An 18,913-nucleotide genomic window follows, 5' to 3' on the forward strand; every position below is an offset into this window, starting at 1 on the left:
CTTCACAGGCGGAGCGCCTCCGACAGGTCCTCGACACCCGGCTGAGCGCTGATGTGCCCGCGGATCACGAGCCGCCAGTGGGTGTCGATCAGTCGCCGCAGGCGCGCGGCCGATCCGCTCTGCAGCAGCTCGATCAATTCACCGTGGTGATCCTCCAGCGCGCAGTAGTCGAGCTCGGTCTTGAAGACCGCCGTGACGATCCGATACCGCAGAAGCAGCTTGCGTTGCGCGTCGATCAGCAGGGGGTTGCCCGTGAGCGCGACCAGCTCGCGGTGAAAGTCGATCGCGAGTTGTTCCGACAAGCGCATCTGTTCCTTTGCATGCGCCTTGACTTGCTTGCTGTGAACGCTCTTGAGGCTGTCCAGGGCCGGCAAGGCCGGCGCTGCGAGAACGATGTCGACCGCCGACCGCTCGTTCGCCGCGATGGCTTCGAACAGAAAATGGGCCTCGTCCAGGGTCGGCTTGGCAACGAAGGCCCCTCGGTTGACCTCGAAAGAAACCAAGCCATCGTGATGCAACCCCAGCAACGCGAAACGCACCAACGAGCGGCTGACGCCCAGGAGCCTGGACAACTCGAGTTCATTGAGCCTGCGGCCCGGGATGAGCCGTCGCTCCAGGATCGCGTCTGCAATGATCCGCCCAATCACTTCTGGCTGCATGTCGGTCAGAGTTGGATTCGCTTGATCCGATGATTGCGTTGCTTCATTCTACGGACGGCAATTCTCGACAAGGCGTCGGTCGTTGCAGCCGCAAGCGGACACGCCGCCCTTCAAGGAACGAAGCGATACCCGATGCCCGTCTCGGTGATCAGATGGCGCGGCTGCGCCGGGTCGGCCTCGATCTTTCGGCGCAGGTGGCCCATGTAGACGCGCACATAGTGCGTGTCTTCGGAATGGTTCGGGCCCCAGACGGCGTGCAGCACCTGCCGATGTGTCAGCACGCAGTGGGGGTGCCCGGCCAGGTGCGTCAGCAGCCGGTATTCGATCGGCGTCAGGTGCAGCGGCTGACCGGCGCGCTCGACCGTGCGGCGCTGCAGATCGATCTTCAGCTCGCCGAACTCGATGACGGCGCTGCCGTCGGTCACGCCGGCGCCCGAACGGCGCCGGAGGTGCGCGCGCACGCGTGCCAGCAGCTCGCCGGCACTGAAGGGCTTGACGAGGTAGTCGTCGGCGCCCGCGTCGAGCGCGCCGATCTTGTCGCGTTCGGCCGTGCGCGCCGACAGCACGACGACCGGCACGTCGGACCATCCGCGCAGGTCGCGGATCAGGTCGACGCCGTTGCCGTCCGGCAGCCCGAGATCGAGGATCACGAGATCGGGGCGCCGCGTGGCGGCCTCGATCAGCCCGCGCTTGACGCCGTCGGCCTCGCTGACGTCGAAGCCGTCGAGCTCGAGCGACATGCGCACGAAGCGCCGGATTTCGGCCTCGTCCTCGACCACCAGCACCTTCGGCGACGAATCACTCATAGGCGTCTCCGCGGGCTTCGTCGATGTCTTCGAGATCGTGCAGCGCGGGCGGATGGCCGCGCGGCAGCTCGAACCTGAAGCGCGCGCCGCCGAGCGCGCGCGTCTCGCCGCGGATCGTGCCGCCGTGCGCCTCGACGATCGCGGTGCAGATTGCCAGCCCGAGCCCGACGCCGGGTGTCGCGCTCTCCTTGTGGCCGCGTTCGAACTTCTGGAAGATCGCTTCCTCGCGGCCCTTCGGCAGCCCTGGCCCATGATCGTCGATCGTCACGATCACGCGCTCGCCCGAGGCCGTCGCGCCGATCTCGACCGGGCTGCCCGGCGGCGTGTACTTCGCGGCGTTCTCGAGCAGGTTGCACAGCACGCGCTCGATCAGCACCGCATCGATGTGAACCAGCGGCAGGTCTTCGGGCAATGACACGCGAACGCGCTTCGGATCGAGCGTACCGCTCATCGCCTGCAACGCGCTGCCGACGACCTCCTCGAGCGGCTGCCACTGCCGATTCAGCTGCACCGGGCCGGATTGAAGGCGCGCCATGTCGAGCAGGTTGTTGACCAGCGAGTTCATGCGCTGCGCCGCCTCGCCGATGCCCTCGATGATGCCGCGCTGCGCGTCGGTGGGCGCAGGCTGCGTCATCGCGAGCGATTGCGCCATGCCCACCAGCGCCGCGAGCGGCGTGCGCAGGTCATGAGAGATCGCCGCGAGCAGCGAGTTGCGCAGGCGCTCGGATTCCATCTGCACCGTGCTGCCCTGCGCGACATCGACGTAGTGGATGCGCTCGAGCGAGATCGCGAGCAGCGAGGCGCAGGTGTCGAGCAGGCGGCGCTGCTCGGGGCCGGCCAGGCGCGCCGGGTTCTTCGGTTCGATCGCGAGCACGCCGCGCACGCGCATCGGCGCCTTCAGCGGCAGGTAGAGCACCGGCGCGGCGGGCAGCGTGTCGGTGCCGTAGCCGGCGGGCTCGCTGTGATCGAAGGCCCATTGCGCGATGCCGGCCTCGATGCCGGCGGGCATGTTCGGCACCGGCATGGGTGGCGTGACCCGGTCTTCGAGGTCGGCGACCATCAGGCCCGCGCGCGCCTCGAACTCCGACTGCAGGAAGCGCGCCGCGATCTCGGCGATCTGCTCGTTCATCAACGCCCCCGACAGATCGCGCGACATCTCGTACAGCGCGCCGACACGCTCCTCGCGCAAGCTCGCGACGCGCGCCTGAAATTTCAAACCCGCGGTCAGCTGGCCGATGACCAGCGCGACGACCAGCATCACGGCAAACGTCAGCAGGTACTGCGCGTCGCTGACGCTGAACGTGAAGCGCGGCGGCACATAGAAGAAGTCGAACGCGCCGACGCTGAGGAACGCCGCCAGCACCGCCGGACCGCGCCCGAAGCGCAGCGCGACGATCACCACCGCGAGCAGGAACACCATCACGATGTTCGAGAGTTCGAGCACCGAGTGCAGCGGCGCGGTCAGCAAGGTCACGCCGGCGCAGATCGCGGCACTCCACACGTAGGCCCACCAGTCGTTGCCTGGCGTGGCGGCGACATCGCTCGTGACCGACGAGGACGACCGGTTCGCTGCGCGCGCGCCGCGTTCACGGGCCGGCAACGCGATCTGGATCACGTCGAGGTCGGTCCCCTGCATGCCGACCGCCGTCGCGAGCGTCGTGCGCCAGGGGCGCGGCAGCCGGCCGGTATCGCGGCCGAGCACCACGCGCGAGAGGTTGTGCTCCTGCGCATACCTGACGATCGTCGTCGCCAGCAGCGTGCCGGTCGGCGTGGCCGTCGTCGCACCGGCGTCCTGCGCCAGCTTCAGCACTTTCAGCACGCGCTGGCGCTCGGCATCGCTCATGCGGCGCACCTGCGGCGTCTCGACGAAGATGCAGTGCCACGGCACGTCGAGCTGCGCCGCCAGGCGCGCGGTGCCGCGCACGAGCTTCTCCGAGCGCTCGTCGGGGCCGATGCACAGCAGCAGCGCCTCGCGCGTCTGCCAGACCGGCGCCAGCGTCAGGTTGCGCCGGTACCGGAGCATCTCGTCGTCGACGCGGTCGGCCGTGCGCCGCAGCGCCAGTTCGCGCAGCGCGATCAGGTTGCCCTTGCGAAAGAAGTTGCGCACCGCGCGCTCGGCCTGCTGCGGCAGGTAGACCTTGCCTTCCTTCAGGCGCTGCAGCAGGTCGTCGGGCGGCAGGTCGACGATGACGACCTCGTCGGTCTCGTCGAAGACGCGGTCCGGCACGGTCTCCCCGACGCGGATGCCGGTGATGCCGCTGACGACATCGTTCAGGCTCTCGAGGTGCTGTACGTTCATCGCCGACCAGACATCGATGCCCGCGTCGAGCAGCTCTTCGACGTCCTGCCAGCGCTTCGGGTGGCGCGAGCCCGGCACGTTGGAATGGGCCAGCTCGTCGACGAGGATCAGCCGCGGCTTGCGTGCCAGCGCCGCGTCGAGGTCGAATTCCTTCAGCGTTCGATCGCGATAGCTGACCGCTGCGAGTGGCAACCGTTCCAGTCCGCTGACCAGCGCCTCGGTCTCGGCACGGCCATGCGTTTCGATGACGCCGATCACCACGTCGACGCCCTGCTGCCTTGAAGCCTGCGCGGCCGACAGCATCGCGTAGGTCTTGCCCACGCCTGCCGAGGCGCCGAAGAATATCTTCAGCTTGCCGCGCCGCGCCTGCGCGTCCTCTTGTTTGAGTCGCTCCAGAAGCTGGTCCGGGTCAGGACGGGTATCGGTCATTGGATTGCCCTCGTCACAGCCACCCGGCGCGACGGAAGCGCCAGTAGAGCAAGCCGCAGGCCGAGGCAATCAGTCCGAGTGCCGCAGGGTAACCGTACTGCCACTTCAGCTCCGGCATGCGCTCGAAGTTCATTCCCCAGATGCCGGCAAACGCGGTGGCCACCGCGAAAATGCCTGCCCACGCCGCCAGTCGTTTGGTGGTCTCCGATTCCTCGATCGTCACCATCGACAAGTTCACCTGGATGCCGGTGCCGATCGTGTCTCGCAAGGTGTCCAGCGCCGCGTTGATGCGCATGAGGTGGTCGTACACGTCTCGGAAGTATTCCCTGCTGCCTTCGCACACTGCTGGCACACGTCCGCTCCACAACTTTCCCGCCGACTCCATCAGCGGCGTGACTGCGTGCTTGACGATCATGATGCGCTGCTTCAGGCCGTAAAGCTGCTCGATGTTCGTGCGGGCGGCGCCCCGGACGAAGATCTGCCCCTCGATGCCCTCCAACTCGCTCTCCAACGTGTCGATGACGGGGAAGTAGCGATCGACCACGGCGTCCATCAACGCATAGAGCACGAAGCCGGCGCCATGGCGCAGCAGATGCGGTTCGCGCTCGGCCCGGTCGCGCACGCCGAGCAGGCTCTGCAGGCTCCGGTTGCGCACCGAGAGCACAAAATTGCGACCGACGAAGACATTCACCTCGCCAACCTGCAATTCGCCCACGGGGTTGGGCTCCACTGTGTGCAAGACCACGAACAGGGTGTCGCCGTATTCCTCCACCTTCGGACGCTGATGACCATGCCGCGCGTCTTCGACGGCCAGGTCGTGGAGCCCGAACTCGTGCTGCATCTTCGTCAGCTCCGCGTCGGTCGCGTCGCGCAGGGCCACCCAGACGAAACAATCCGGCCGGCCAAGATAGTCGCTGATGTCCTCGACGTCGATGTCGGCGAGCTTCTTGCCTTCCTGGTAGGCGACGCAGTTGATCAGCATGGTCTTGTCTCGCTGTGGAATGGGTCGGCCCATTCTTGCGCAACACAACCCATGCAGATCAATGGACAGCCCCCGCGCTAGAAGCTGCGCCCGACCTGCAGCACCACGACCGGCCGGTTCAGGTCACGGGTGTCGCCGTTGGCGAACGAGAGTCCTCCGATCGGCGGACGGAAGAAGGTATCGTTCGTGGCCCCAACCGCTGCGGCCGAAACGTTCCAGCCGCCCGTGAACGTCACGCAGGAGACGGAGCGATAGGGGTTCATTTCTTTCGTTTCTGAGTACGCGACGGCCCACGTGTGTCCGTCTGCTTCGCACAGAGAAACCACGCCAGCGCGAGCGGCGCAACGACCACCGCCAGGGCCAACAGAATGCCGAGCCCGTCACTCACTGCTGTTGTCAGTTCAGTGGCGAGTGGTCTGGTCCAGCTCGAGGTTGAGCTCGAGCACATTGACACGGGCCTCGCCGAGGAGGCCGAAGAGGCGGCCCTCGGTGTGGTGAGCGATCAGCGTCGTCACCACGTCGGGGGCGACACCGCGAACGCGGGCCACGCGTGCGGCCTGGTACTGCGCCGCCGCGACGCTGATGTGCGGATCCAGGCCGCTGGCCGACGCCGTGACCAGGTCGACCGGCACCGGCTGCGTGTTGCCGGGGTCGGCCGCCTTCAGCGCCTCGACGCGGCCCTTCACGGCGTCGACCAGCACCGGGTTCAGCGGTCCCTGGTTGGAGCCGCTGGACCCGCTGCCGTTGTAGGGCATCGGCGAGGTGGCCGATGGGCGTCCCCAGAAGTGCTTCGGATCGCTGAAGTTCTGGCCGATCAGCGAGGAGCCGACGACCTTGCCGTCGCGCACGAGCAGGCTGCCCGCCGCCTGCTCGGGAAAGGCCGCCCGGGCGACGCCCGTCACCGCCAGCGGGTAGACGACACCGGTGATCACCGTCAACAAGACGAACAGGCTCACGGCGGGACGAATCAGAGTTTTCATGGTGTTTCCAGTGTCAGACCAGACCGACGACGCTGAGCACGAGGTCGATCGCCTTGATGCCGATGAACGGCACGATCACGCCGCCCAGCCCGTAGACGGCCAGGTTGCGCCGCAACAGCGTCGCCGCACCGATGGGCCGGTACTTCACGCCCTTCAGCGCGAGCGGAATCAGGAAGATGATGACCAGTGCATTGAAGATCACCGCCGACAGGATGGCTGACGACGGGCTCGACAGATGCATCACGTTCAGCGCGCCGAGCTGCGGGTAGGTCGTGACGAAGGCGGCCGGGATGATCGCGAAGTACTTCGCCACGTCGTTGGCGATGCTGAAGGTGGTCAGCGAGCCGCGCGTCATCAGCATCTGCTTGCCGGTCTCCACCACCTCGATCAGCTTGGTCGGGTTGCTGTCGAGGTCGACCATGTTGCCGGCCTCCTTCGCGGCCTGCGTGCCCGAGTTCATCGCCACGGCCACGTCGGCCTGCGCCAGCGCCGGCGCATCGTTGGTGCCGTCGCCGGTCATCGCCACGAGCTTGCCTTCGGCCTGGTACTGGCGGATCAGCGCGAGCTTCTGCTCCGGCGTCGCCTCGGCGAGGAAATCGTCGACGCCGGCCTCGGCCGCGATCGCGGCGGCGGTGAGCTTGTTGTCGCCGGTGATCATCACCGTCTTGATGCCCATGCGGCGCAGCTCGCCGAAGCGCTCCTTGATGCCGCCCTTGACGATGTCCTTCAGCTCGATGACGCCCAGCACCCGGATGCCATCGGCCACCACCAGCGGCGTGCTGCCGCGACGCGCGACGTCGTCGACGGCCGCGTTGAGCGGCGCCGGGAAGCTGCCGCCCAGCGACTCCACGTGCCTGCGAATCGAGTCGGCCGCACCCTTGCGCACCTGCCGCATCTGGACCGGCGTGTGATTCGCGCCGACCGCGAGCGGCACCGCCGCGGCCAGCGGCAGGTCGATGCCGCTCATGCGCGTCTGCGCCGAGAAGTGCACGAAGTGTCCGTTCAGCGATTGCAGGTCGCGCTCACGCAGGTTGAACTTCTGCTTCGCGAGCACGACGATGCTGCGGCCCTCGGGCGTCTCGTCGGCCAGCGACGCGAGCTGCGCTGCGTCGGCCAGCTCGTGGTCGGTGACGCCCGGTGCGGGCAGGAACGCCGAGGCCTGGCGGTTGCCGAGCGTGATGGTGCCGGTCTTGTCGAGCAGCAGCACGTCGACGTCGCCGGCCGCCTCGACCGCGCGCCCGGAGGTCGCGATCACGTTGGCCTGCATCATGCGGCTCATGCCGGCCACGCCGATCGCCGAGAGCAGCCCGGCGATCGTCGTCGGGATCAGGCACACGAGCAGCGCGATCAGCACCGTGACCGTGATCGGCTGAGACGTCACGCCCTGGGCCTTCGCGACCTCGACGCTGAACATCGAATAGGGCAGCAACGTGACCGTGACGGCCAGGAACACGATGGTCAGCGCCACCAGCAGGATCGTCAGCGCGATCTCGTTGGGCGTCTTCTGCCGCTTCGCGCTCTCGACCATCGCGATCATGCGGTCGACGAAGGTCTCGCCCGGGTTCGCGGTGATGCGCACGACGATCCAGTCCGACAGCACGCGGGTGCCGCCGGTGACGGCCGAGAAGTCGCCGCCCGATTCGCGGATCACCGGCGCGGATTCGCCGGTGATGGCGCTTTCGTCCACCGAAGCCACGCCCTCGATGACCTCGCCGTCGGCCGGGATCACGTCGTTCGCCAGCACCAGCACGACGGCGTCCTTGCGCAGCTCCGACGACTCGATCGGGTGCCACTTGGCGCCGTAGTGCGGCGCTTCCAGAATCTTCGCCCAGGTCTGCTTCTTCAGGCTGCGCAGCGACGCGGCCTGCGCCTTGCTGCGGCCCTCGGCCAGCGCCTCGGCGAAGTTCGCGAACAGCACCGTGAACCACAGCCATAACGCCACCGCGCCGGCGAAGGCGGCGCGTTCACCGCCAGCCAGGATGGAGTCGGAGCGCGCCTCGCCCTGGCCGCCCAGCGCCTGCACGAACAGCAGTGTCGTGATGATGCTGCCGACGTAGACGACGAACATCACCGGGTTGCGCCATTGCACCCGAGGGTCCAGCTTCTTGAACGCGTCGACGATGGCCGGTTTGGCGAGCGTCGGGTCGAACAGAGTGAATGTCTTGCGAGTCATGTCGCTCTCACTTCCAAAGCACCAGGTGTTCGATCACCGGCCCGAGGGCCAGCGCGGGAACGTAGTTCAGCAGGCCCACCAGCAGCACCGTGCCGACCAGCAACGTGATGAACAGCGCGCCGTGCGTGGGCATGGTTCCGCCGGTGACGGCGATGCGCTTTTTCGCAGCCAGCGAGCCGGCGATCGCCAGCACCGGCACGATCACGCCGAAGCGCCCGAACCACATCGCGATGGCCAGCGCCAGGTTGTAGAACGGCGTGTTCGCCGACAGGCCGGCGAAGGCACTGCCGTTGTTGTTGGCGGCCGACGTGAAGGCGTAGAGGATTTCCGAGAAGCCGTGCGCCGCCGGGTTGGCGACGCCGGCGCGCCCGGCATCGGCCATCACCGCGATGGCGGCACCGAGCAGCACGAGCAGCGGGGTGACGAGGATGGCGATCGACGTCATCTTCATCTCGTGCGCCTCGATCTTCTTGCCCAGGTACTCGGGCGTACGGCCGATCATCAGGCCGGCGATGAAGACGGCCATGATCGCGAACACCAGCATGCCGTACAGGCCGGTGCCGACACCGCCGAACACGACCTCGCCCAGTTGCATGTTCACCAGCGGAACCAGCCCGCCCAGCGGCGTGAAGGAGTCATGCATCGCGTTCACCGCACCGCACGAAGCATCGGTCGTGATGGTGGCGAACAGCCCCGAGTCGGCGATGCCGAAGCGCGTTTCCTTGCCCTCCATGTTGCCGCCGGCCTGCGTCGCGCTCACCGTCTGATCCACGCCCAGCGCGGCGAATTGCGGATTGCCCTGCTGCTCGTAGTACATCGTGGCGATCGCACCGGCCACGAACAACACCGCCATCGCGACGAAGATCGTCCAGCCCTGACGCTGGTCCTGGACCATGCGACCGAACGTGAAGCACAGACCGGCCGGGATCAGGAAGATCGACAGCATCTGGATGAAGTTGCTCAGCGGCGTCGGGTTCTCGTACGGGTGCGCCGAGTTGGCGTTGAAGAATCCGCCCCCGTTCGTGCCCAGCATCTTGATCGCCTCCTGCGAGGCGACCGGACCCATCGCGAGCGTCTGCTTGTCGGTGGTCTTGTCCTCCATCACCGGCTCGCCCTTGGCATCTTTCAGCGCCTGGCCATCCGGGCCGAGCTTGGGCGCCTGGTACTTGACGACCTCGAGCGTCTGCACGTCCTTGTAGGCGTCGAAGTTCTGCACCACGCCCTGTTGAACCAGGAACAGGCCGTAGACGAACGAGATCGGCAGCAGGATCCACAGCGTGACGCGGGTCAGGTCGACCCAGGCGTTGCCGATGCTCTGCGCCGTGTGCCGCGCAAAGCCGCGAATCAGCGCGATGACCACGACGATGCCGGTGGCGGCCGAGAAGAAGTTCTGCACCGCGAGGCCCAGCATCTGGGTCAGGTAGCTCATCGTCTGCTCGCCGCTGTAGCCCTGCCAGTTGGTGTTCGTGACGAAACTGACGGCCGTGTTGAACGACGAGTCCGATGCCACGTTGGCCATGGCTTGCGGGTTCATCGGCAGCCACAGCTGCAGCCGCTGCAGTGCGTAGACCGCGAGCACGCCGAGGCCGTTGAACAGCAGGATGGCCAGCGCGTATTTCAGCCAGCCCATCTCGACGTCGGCCTCGATGCCGCACAACCGGTACAGGCCGGCTTCGACGCGGCCGGCAAAGCGCAGCCGGCCCTCCATCACGTTGGCGATGTAGCGACCCATCGGAATGGCCAGCAGCAACAGCACGAGGCCGTAGACCGCCAGCAGGGCCCAGGCATGGGTGGTCATGAAAACTTCTCCGGTTGCAGGAGTGCGACCACGAGGTAGACAAGCAAACCCACCGACGCGACGCTACCAAGTACATACAGCCACGTCATTTGGCAGGCCCTCCCAATTTGGCGCAGCCCTCGGCCATGCCGACCAGCAGCAGCCAGAGCACGACACCCAGCGCGAGATAAACGACATCCATCGGACGTCCCTCCTTCACAAGATGGACAGATCGTAAAAATCGGCGCGTCAAGATGTCGGCAAATTCGCGGCGACCCGTATAAAAACGGCATCAACGCGGCCGCGGCGACAATGCGCCGGCACGAACGGGAACCCGATGCTCCTCGAACGCGATTCACCGCTGCAGACCCTGGCGAGCCTGGCGCGCTCGGCGGCCGCCGGGCGTGGCGCGATCGCGCTGATCGAGGGCGAGGCCGGGATCGGCAAGACCGCGTTGCTGCGCGCGTTCGCGCAGCGCCTCGGGCCCGATTGCCGCGTGCTGTGGGGCGGCTGCGAGGCGCTCTTCACGCCGCGCCCGCTCGGGCCGCTCGAAGACATCGCCGGCGAACTGGGGCCCCGCGTCGTCGCGCTGCTCGATGACGCCGCGGCCCCATCGCGCCTGTTCCAGGCCGTGCTCGAGTGCCTGCGCGAGGCCCGCGGCGCCACCGTGCTGGTGTTCGAAGACGTGCACTGGGCCGACGCCGCCACGCTCGACCTGCTCAAGTACCTGGGCCGGCGCATCGCGCCGCTGCCGGTGCTGCTGGTGCTGAGCTCGCGCGACGACGAAACCGGCGCCGAGCACCCGCTCGTGCAGGTGCTCGGCGATCTCGGCGCGCTGACGCGGATCGCGCTGGCGCCGCTGTCGTCGCAGGCCGTCGATACGCTGGCGCGGCAGGCGGGCCGCTCCGGCAGCGAGCTGCACCGCGTCACCGCCGGCAATGCCTTCTTCGTGACCGAGCTGCTCGCGAGCCCGGAAGGCGCGTTCGGCCGCATCCCCGGCTCGGTGCGCGACGCGATCTGGGCGCGTCTCGCGCGCATGAACCCGGCCGAACGCGAGGTCCTCGAGATGGCCTGCGTGGTGCCCGGCGCGGTCGAGGCGCGCCTCGTCGAGGCGGTGCTCGGCGCGGCCTCGATCGCGGCGCTCGACCGCTGCGTCGAGCGCGGCATGCTGGTGCGCGGCGAGCCGGGCCAGCTGATGTTTCGCCACGAGCTGGCGCGCCAGGCGACGCTCGACCGCCTCGCGCCGGCACGCCAGCGCGACCTGCATGCGCGCGTCGGCGCGGCGCTCGCCGACGAGGGCGTCGGCCTCGCGCGCACGGCACTGTCGCGGCGCGTGCACCACGCCGCCGGTGCCGAGGACGGCGCGCTCGTGCTCGCACTGGCGCCGCGCGCGGCCGCGCAGGCCGCCGCGCTCGGCGCCCATCAGCAGGCCGCGGCGCACCTGGCCGCCGCGCTGCGCTTCGTCGCGCAGGCGCCCGCGGCGCTGGCCGCACAGCTGCATGAAGACTGGGCCTACGAGGCCGGCCTCGCGCTGCGCATCGACGACGCGGTGATCGAGGCGCGGCACCGGGCGTGCGCGCTGTGGCGCGAGGTCGGCCGCATCGACAAGGTCGGCCACAACCTGCGCTGGCTGTCGCGCCTGCACTGGTACCGGGGCGAACCGGCGCAGGCCGAGCGCTACATCGCCGAGGCCGTCAGCGAGCTGGAACGCCAGCCGCCCGGCGCCGAACTCGCGATGGCCTACAGCGTGCAATCGCAATGGCACATGCTGCAGGACCATGCGGACGAAGCGATCGCCTGGGGCGAGCGCGCGATGGCGCTGGCGCTGCAGCTCGGCGAGATCGAGACGCGCGTGCACGCGCTGAACAACGTCGGCACCTCGATGCTGTTCGCGAACCGCCCCGGCGGGCGCGAGCGCCTGCAGGAAAGCCTCGCGCTCGCACTCGCGAACGGGTATCACGAGCACGCGGCGCGCGTCTACACCAACCTGTCCGAATACGCCGTCGTGTTCAGAGACTTTGCGCTCGCCGAGCAGGTGCTCGCCGACGGCATCGCGTTCGACACGCGCCACGACCTCGACGCCTGGACCCACTACCTCGTCGGCTGGCAGGCGCGCCTGCGGATGGAGCAGGGCCGACTGAAGGAAGCCGAAGCCATCGCGCGCGAGGTGCTGCGGCTCGAGCGCCTGACGCTCGTGATGCGCCTGCCCGCGCTGACCGTGCTCGGCCATGTGCGCATGCGCCAGGGCGAGGCCGACGGGCTGCCGCTGCTGCAGCAGGCGCTCGCCGGCGCGATGGCGACCGGCGAGGGCCAGCGCATCGTGCCGGTGCGACTCGCGCTGGCCGAGGCCGCGTGGCTCGCCGGCGACCTGGCGCAATGCCGCGCCGAGCTCGCGGCGCTGCAGGCGATCGACACCCACGGCCTGAACCTCTGGGACCAGGGCCAGATCGCGGTGTGGCAGCGGCGTGCCGGGCTCGCGATGCCGGCGTCCGTCGCCTATCCGGCGCCGCACGCGGCCGAACTGCGCGGCGATGCGCCGGCGGCCGCGCAGGCCTGGCTCGCGCTGGGCCTGCCGTGCGAGGCGGCGCTCGCATCGATGCAGGCGCCGGATCGACCGGAGGCCGCGCGCGCCGCCGGGCTCGCGCAGGCGGTGCAGCTGCTCGACGAGAGTCAGGCCTGGGCCGCCGCCGCCTGCGCCCGCGCGATCGCGCAGCGCCTGGGTCTGGCGGCCCACCTGCCCCGGCTGCGCCGCGGGCCGTACAGCGCCGCGCGCGAGCACCCGCTCGGGCTGACGCCACGCGAGCTGCAGGTCGCGCGCTTCATCGGCGAAGGGCTCAACAACGCCGACATCGCACAGCGCCTGTCGCGCTCGGTGCGAACTGTCGAGCACCACGTCTCGGCGGTGCTCGCGAAGCTCGACGCCGCCACACGCCTCGACCTGATCGCGCGGATGCGGCGCGAGCCCGGGCTGCTCGGCGCGGGTGCGCTGCCTGACGAGTGATATTCACCCCCTCGCGAGGCCGAGTTCGGTCAGCGCGACGCCGACGTGCCGGAACTCCTGCGCCAATGCAGGCTGATCCAGCTGCTGCGCATGGCGCTCGAACTCGGCGCCCATCAGCACCAGCTCGAGCATCCCGAGACCCGGGCCGTGATGCGGCCGCGGCGCGAGGATGCCGTGCGGCAGGCGGTCGTTGCCGCAGTCGTCGATGAAGCGCGAGAGGTAGCCGCTGACGATGATGATGCCGCGCTGCTGGCCTTCGCGCGCGATGCCGTCGGCGATGTCCTGCATCAGCCCGGCGCGATCGATCACCGTCTGCGCGAGCGTCACCGCAAAGGCCGCGCGCGGCGGCAGCGGCTGCGGATTGAGGCCGGCCTCGACCGCCGGATTCGTCAGCTGGCCCAGCAGGGTCGCGAACGTGCGGCGTGAGAGCTGGAGGGTGTCGTTCATCGCAATGTCTCCGTGAGGATCGGGTGTCTTCACTGTAGGCAGCTGCGCCGGGGCCGACCGCGGTGCGCGCACCCAGTTTTGCGCCGCGACCCACCCAGTTTTCGGCAACGCGCGCGACGCGACGCCCGGCGCGCCGAAAAGCGCGTACGCCACTGACGAAAATTGGGTGGACGCACGCAAGCCCATCGGCGCGACCGACCCTAGAGTCGGCGCCGGTGAAGCGCGATGGCGAGCGCGTCCGAAGGCGACCGGATTTTTGGCCGCCATTCTTCGACGGCGATGGCCGGTTCGCGGCGCGAATCGCGTTTCAGTGACCGAAGCCCGCGCCGTCCGAAGCCGAGGCGGCCAGCGGCCCGATTCTGTTGCGAGGGAGGAGAACACCATGATGAACACGTCCGTCTGGCCGGTATCCGCCTGCGTCCCGCCGCCGCCGCGGCTCGGCGCGGCGCCGCAGGTCCTGCTCGTCGACGACCACGCGCTGTGCCGCATGGGCACGAAGGCGCTGTTCGACAGCGCCGGTATCGAAGAGCCGATCGAATGGATCGAGGCCTCGACGCTGCATGAAGCGCTGCAGCTGCATGCCGACAACCCGGGCGTCGCACTGGTGCTGCTCGACCTGAACCTGAGCGACTGCAAGGGCCTGCAGGGGCTGAGCCAGTTCCTCGCGCTGCACCCCGACGCGCGCGTCGTGATCCTCAGCGGCACGCAGGACGAGTTCGTCGTGCGCCAGGCCAAGGCGATGGGCGCGGCCGGCTACCTCTACAAGGGCTCGGCGCCGACGCTGACGCGCGACGCGCTGCTCGAGCTCGTCGCCGGCGCGGTCGGGGCTGCGTCGGCGGCGCGCGCCACGCACTTCCCGAAGTGCGCGCCGGCCTCGAAATACGATCTGGTCGCCGAACTCGGGCCGCGCCACCTCGACATCCTCGAGCTCGTGCTGTCGGGCTGCAGCAACCAGGAGATCAGCAGCTCGACGCAGCTCTCGCTCGGCACCGTGAAGAACTACGTGTCGACGATCCTGCTGGCGCTCGACGTGAAATCGCGCTCGCACCTGATCAGCCTGTTTCGCTGACCGCGCCGGCTGACCCGTGGTCGAGACCGATCAGGCGGCGATGAAGATCGCGCGCCTGCCGGCCCAGGGCGGCGCGGCCGGCGGCTCGCGGGCGCGCCCGTCGAGCGCGCCGGCCCCGTCGGATCCGCAGATCGACCTCGCGGTGATGCGCGCCGAGATCGACAGCCTCTACGGCGCCGGCTACGCGAGCGCCGCCGGCGGCTTCGCGACCGGGCTGCTGTTCTGGGCGTTGTTCTACCGGCAGACGCACAACACCAGCGTGCTGCTCTGGGCGCTGCTGCTGCACGCGACCCAGGCGCTGCGGCTGACCGCGCTCGTCGCGTTCAAGCGCGCGGCCGATGTACCCGCGCGCGCGCCGCTGTGGCTGCAGCGTTACCGCTTGACGCTGTTCGCGACCAGCCTCGCCTGGGGCCTCGCGCCACCGATGTTCATGCCGCACGACGATCTGGCGCTCGCGCTGCTGATGATGCTGGTGCTGCTCGGCATGGCGGTCGGCGGCCTCGCGGGAAACGCGACCGACCGCTTCTCGGTGTACCTGTGGCTGCTGCCGCTGGCGTTGCCGCTGCCGCTGGCGCTGCTCGGCATCGACGGCCCGGTGCACCTGGCGCTGGCGGCGTTCGCGCTCGTCTTCGTCGCGCTGAGCCTGCGCGCGGCGCTGGTGCAGAACGACGTGCTCAGCACCGCGTTGCGCGCACGCTTCGAGAACGCCGCGCTGGTCGAGCGCCTGCGCGAGCAGGTCGAGCTCACCGCGCGGGCAAGCCGCGACAAGAGCCGCTTTCTCGCCGCCGCGAGCCACGACCTGCGCCAGCCGCTGCACGCGCTGAGCCTGTTCGGCGGTGCGCTCGAGAAGCGCATCGCCAATTCGGTCGATCGGCCGCTGATCTTCAACATGATGCGGTCGATCGAGGCGCTCGACAAATCCTTCGAGGCGATGCTCGACATCTCGCGCCTCGACGCGCGCGTGATCGAGCCGCACCTGCAGTCGTTCCCGGTGCGCGACGTGTTTCGCCGGCTGCAGATGAACTTCGCCGGCGTCGCCGAGGAGGCCGGCCTGCAGCTGCGCTTCCGGCCGGGCGGCAAGGTCGTCAAGAGCGATCCGCAGCTGCTCGAGCGCATCCTCGCGAACCTGGTGCAGAACGCGCTGCGCTATTGCCGCAGCGGCGGCGTCGTCGTCGCGGCGCGCGAGTGGAACGGCGGCTTCAACATCGAGGTCTGGGACACCGGCATCGGCATCGCCGACGACGAGCTGCCGAAGATCTTCGACGAGTTCTACCAGGTGGCGAACCCCGAACGCGATCGCACGCAAGGCCTCGGCATGGGCCTGGCGATCGTCAAGCGGCTCACCCTGCTGCTCGACCACACGCTGACGGTGCGCTCGCGCGTCGGCTGCGGCACGCTGTGCCGCCTGCACATCGAAGGCACGGGCCTGGACCAGATGGAGGAGTTCACCGTCGGCGCCGAAACCGTGCCGCCGGTCAGCGACGAAGCCGGCACGCTGATCGTGATCGACGACGAGGAGGCGATCCGCGCCGGCATGGCCGAGCTGCTCGGCCAGTGGGGCTACGTCGTGCACGCCGCGGCCACGATCGAAGAGGCGCTCGCGCTGGCGCGCGCGCACCACGGCCTGATCGACGTCGTGATCTCGGACCTGCGCCTGCGCGGCAGCGAAGACGGCATCGACGCGATCGAGCGCGTGCGCCAGGCCTGCGGCCACAAGGTGCCGGCGGTGCTCGTGACCGGCGACACCGCGCGCGAGCAGCTGCTGCGCGCGCACGCGAGCGGCAACGTGGTGCTGTTCAAGCCGGTGCAACCGAAGGAACTGATCAACGTGCTGAAGCGGTTGCGCTGAAGGGCCGAGAGGCGATCGGCGATGCGGTCCGCAGTCACTTTGGTCACTTGTTGCGCCCTGGCCCGCACCGCATCCTCGGCCTTGCCACGCGAGGGGAAAGCCCAGTGATTCATCCGTCCGATCGAGACAGGCTCCAGACCCGGGTCGCGCCGGCAGCGCTTTCGCGCGGGCCGCGCCTGTGGGCGACGGTGGCGCTGCTGGCGCTGCTCGGTGGCGCCGCTGTCCATCACACGGCGGCCCGCGCGCAAGCCAGCGAGATCGCCGCGCCGGGCGCCGCATTCGAGAACGCCGTCGCGCGCAAGAAGGACGCCGAGACGCTGCTCTCGCTCAGCGCCGAAGGCCGTGCCCTCTACGACCGCGACCTCGTCAAGCTCGACGGCTACGGCTACTGCGGCCAGGCCCTGGCACTCGCCGAGCAGGGCGAGTTCCGCCAGAGCATCCGCGCCGCGAGCAAGGCGCTGCACCTCGGCCAGCGCGATGCCGACGACGCGCTGCAGGCGGTCGCGCTGCGCGATCTCGCGATCGCCTACAGCTACGCCGGCGTGCTCGACCGCGCCGAGGACTACGCGACGCGCGCGCTCGCCGTCGAGGGCCGCAACCCGACCCAAGTGGCCGCGCCGGCGTTCAAGGTGCTCGGCGACGTGGCGACGCGCCGCGGCCGCTTCAGCGATGCGGCGGCGCGCTACCGCGACAGCCTGGCCACCGCCAGCGAGCGCTATCGGCCGCTGGTGCTGGTCTCGCTCGCCAACGCGTACACCGCCGCGCAGCAACCCGGGCAGGCGCTCGCGCAGCTCGGCGAGGTGCCCGCGGCGACGCGGCTGCAGCCGTTCTTCCTGCGCAGCCGCGCCAATGCGCTGCTCGCCAGCGGCGCACTCGGTCCGGCCGCGGCCGACTTCAACGCCGTCGCCGGCAGCCCGGCCAACCCCGACGCCGACTACCACCGCCTGTGGGCCTACGAAGGCCTGGCGCGCGTGAACCTCGCGCAGCACGACCCGGCCGCGGCGCTGCTGGCCTATCGCCAGTCGGTCGCGCTCGCCAACGGCCTGCGCGCGCGCTTTCGCAGCGACGAGTTCAAGGCCGGCCTGTTCGGCGACGTGCAGCAGATCTTCGACAGCGCGCTCGTACTGAGCGTCGCGCAGCAGGACTTCAGCGCCGCGTGGGAGCTCTCGGAAGCATCGCGCGCGCGTCAGCTGCTCGACACCGTGCGCGATCGCGCGACCGACACGCTGTCGCAGCAACTCTCGCTGCGCGACGTGCAGGCCAGCCTCGCGGCCGACGACGCGCTGCTGCAGTACCACGCGGTCGGCGACGCGATGGTCGTCTGGGTGATCCGTCGCGACGGCCTGCAGGGGCACCGGCTGGCCCTGCGCGAGACCGATCTCGCGACGCAAGTCGACGCGTTCCGCCAGAGCATCGTCGAGCGCCGCGCCGACACGCGCGCGCTCGGCCAGGCGCTGTACGACAGCTTGGTCGCACCGGCCGCGCTGGGCCCGGCGCGCCGCGTGTTCGTGGTGCCGCACGGCCCGCTGCACTACCTGCCGTTCCAGGCCTTGTCTAACGGTGGCAGCTACCTGACCGAGCAGTTCGCGCTGTCGGTGTGGCCCTCGGCGTCGGTCGGCGTGCAGCTGCGCCAGCGCGGCGCGGCGGGCACGGCCTCGCTGCTCGCGTTCGGCAACCCGACCACCGACAAGAACGTGCCGCTGCCCGGCGCCGAACGCGAGGTGCAGCAGCTGGCCACGCTGTTCGCAACGCACGCGGTGTTCGTGCAGCGCGAGGCGACGAAGACGCGCTTCAAGGAGACGGCGAACAGCGCGTCGCTGCTGCACGTCGCGGCGCATGCCGAGGTCGACGAGGTCGACCCGATGTTCTCGCACATCCTGTTCTCGTCGGGCCCGCAGGACACCGGCCTGCTCGAGGCGCGCGAGATCTTCCAGCTCAAGCTCGGCGGCGTGAAGCTGGTGACGCTGTCGGCCTGCGAGAGCGGCCTCGGCAAGGTCAGCCGCGGCGAAGAGATCGTCGGCTTCACGCGCTCGTTCCTGTCGGCCGGTGCCGACAGCGTGATCGCCTCGCTGTGGCCGGTGGCCGACGACTCGACCGAAGCGCTGATGACCAAGCTGTACCAGGAACTCGCGGCCGGGCGCGACCTCGGCAGCGCGATGCAGGCGGCGCAGATCGACGTGCTGCGCAACCGCCGCTTCGCACATCCGTTCTTCTGGGCGCCGTTCTACGTCATCGGCAACGGCCAGCTCAGGCTCGCACCCCCGTCCTGACCGAGGCGCATTCGATGCACATGCTGGAACGCCGAATGACGCGCCGCGCGATCGACCTGATGCGCGCGCTGCTGTGCGCCACCGTCATCGCTTCGGCGCTGCCGTGCGCACGCGCGCAGCCCGCGCCCGGCGCCGGCGACGTGGTGCGCACCTTGCCGCCGCCGCCCGCGCT

At 69.4% G+C, this 18,913-nt stretch carries 14 protein-coding genes; 4 read left to right on the forward strand and 10 right to left on the reverse strand.

What is annotated here, in order from left to right; genetic code table 11:
- Positions 1-2: 2 nt before the first annotated feature.
- The 9 genes from AC1DTW_RS03410 to kdpF all read right to left on the reverse strand — a co-directional run bounded on the left by AC1DTW_RS03410 (position 3) and on the right by kdpF (position 10,215).
- Positions 3-659 (reverse strand): GntR family transcriptional regulator, encoded by a 657-nt coding sequence (locus AC1DTW_RS03410; RefSeq protein ID WP_477979135.1) that lies wholly within the window; start codon positions 657-659, stop codon positions 3-5.
- Between the two features lie 110 nt (positions 660-769).
- A complete protein-coding gene (gene kdpE, locus AC1DTW_RS03415) occupies positions 770-1,465 on the reverse strand; it encodes a two-component system response regulator KdpE (protein ID WP_477979137.1) in 696 nt (231 codons plus the stop codon).
- Positions 1,458-4,193, reverse strand: a complete 2,736-nt coding sequence (kdpD, locus tag AC1DTW_RS03420) for a two-component system sensor histidine kinase KdpD (protein WP_477979139.1) — start codon at positions 4,191-4,193, stop codon at positions 1,458-1,460. Before kdpD ends, kdpE begins: the two co-directional genes overlap by 8 nt.
- 13 nt (positions 4,194-4,206) lie before the next feature.
- Positions 4,207-5,175: a magnesium/cobalt transporter CorA gene (gene corA / locus AC1DTW_RS03425; RefSeq protein WP_477979141.1), complete on the reverse strand. Its 969-nt coding sequence runs from the start codon at positions 5,173-5,175 to the stop codon at positions 4,207-4,209.
- Between the two features lie 77 nt (positions 5,176-5,252).
- Complete coding sequence (locus AC1DTW_RS03430; protein WP_477979143.1) at positions 5,253-5,438, reverse strand: hypothetical protein; 186 nt, start codon at positions 5,436-5,438, stop codon at positions 5,253-5,255.
- Between the two features lie 138 nt (positions 5,439-5,576).
- Positions 5,577-6,155, reverse strand: a complete 579-nt coding sequence (kdpC, locus tag AC1DTW_RS03435) for a potassium-transporting ATPase subunit KdpC (RefSeq protein ID WP_477979145.1) — start codon at positions 6,153-6,155, stop codon at positions 5,577-5,579.
- Between the two features lie 13 nt (positions 6,156-6,168).
- Positions 6,169-8,328 carry a potassium-transporting ATPase subunit KdpB gene (gene kdpB, locus AC1DTW_RS03440; protein WP_477979147.1) on the reverse strand — a complete coding sequence of 720 codons (2,160 nt, stop codon included), beginning with the start codon at positions 8,326-8,328 and terminating at the stop codon, positions 6,169-6,171.
- A gap of 7 nt (positions 8,329-8,335) precedes the next feature.
- Positions 8,336-10,126, reverse strand: coding sequence for a potassium-transporting ATPase subunit KdpA (gene kdpA, locus AC1DTW_RS03445; RefSeq protein ID WP_477979149.1), 1,791 nt, complete (start codon positions 10,124-10,126; stop codon positions 8,336-8,338).
- Entirely contained in the window at positions 10,123-10,215 is a 93-nt protein-coding gene (kdpF, locus tag AC1DTW_RS03450) for a K(+)-transporting ATPase subunit F (RefSeq protein WP_477979151.1), read from the reverse strand. Before kdpF ends, kdpA begins: the two co-directional genes overlap by 4 nt.
- Before the next feature lie 227 nt (positions 10,216-10,442).
- Here kdpF and AC1DTW_RS03455 point away from each other — a divergent pair, with 227 nt between their 5' ends.
- On the forward strand, positions 10,443-13,106 hold the full coding sequence (locus tag AC1DTW_RS03455) for an ATP-binding protein (protein WP_477979153.1): 2,664 nt from the start codon (positions 10,443-10,445) through the stop codon (positions 13,104-13,106).
- A 3-nt stretch (positions 13,107-13,109) separates the two neighbouring features.
- On the opposite strand, the gene AC1DTW_RS03460 is transcribed toward AC1DTW_RS03455, so the two are convergent.
- Positions 13,110-13,553 carry a hypothetical protein gene (locus AC1DTW_RS03460; protein ID WP_477979155.1) on the reverse strand — a complete coding sequence of 148 codons (444 nt, stop codon included), beginning with the start codon at positions 13,551-13,553 and terminating at the stop codon, positions 13,110-13,112.
- Positions 13,554-13,935: 382 nt separating this feature from the next.
- On the opposite strand from AC1DTW_RS03460, the gene AC1DTW_RS03465 reads away from it, so the two are divergent.
- The 3 genes from AC1DTW_RS03465 (at position 13,936) to AC1DTW_RS03475 (ending at position 18,741) form a co-directional block, all read left to right on the forward strand.
- Positions 13,936-14,622 carry a response regulator gene (locus AC1DTW_RS03465; protein ID WP_477979157.1) on the forward strand — a complete coding sequence of 229 codons (687 nt, stop codon included), beginning with the start codon at positions 13,936-13,938 and terminating at the stop codon, positions 14,620-14,622.
- Between the two features lie 16 nt (positions 14,623-14,638).
- On the forward strand, positions 14,639-16,471 hold the full coding sequence (locus tag AC1DTW_RS03470; RefSeq protein ID WP_477979159.1) for a hybrid sensor histidine kinase/response regulator: 1,833 nt from the start codon (positions 14,639-14,641) through the stop codon (positions 16,469-16,471).
- A 104-nt stretch (positions 16,472-16,575) separates the two neighbouring features.
- Positions 16,576-18,741, forward strand: coding sequence for a CHAT domain-containing protein (locus tag AC1DTW_RS03475; protein WP_477979161.1), 2,166 nt, complete (start codon positions 16,576-16,578; stop codon positions 18,739-18,741).
- The last annotated feature ends 172 nt before the right edge of the window (positions 18,742-18,913 follow it).

The sequence above is a fragment of the Rhizobacter sp. P5_A1 genome (genome assembly GCF_056400745.1).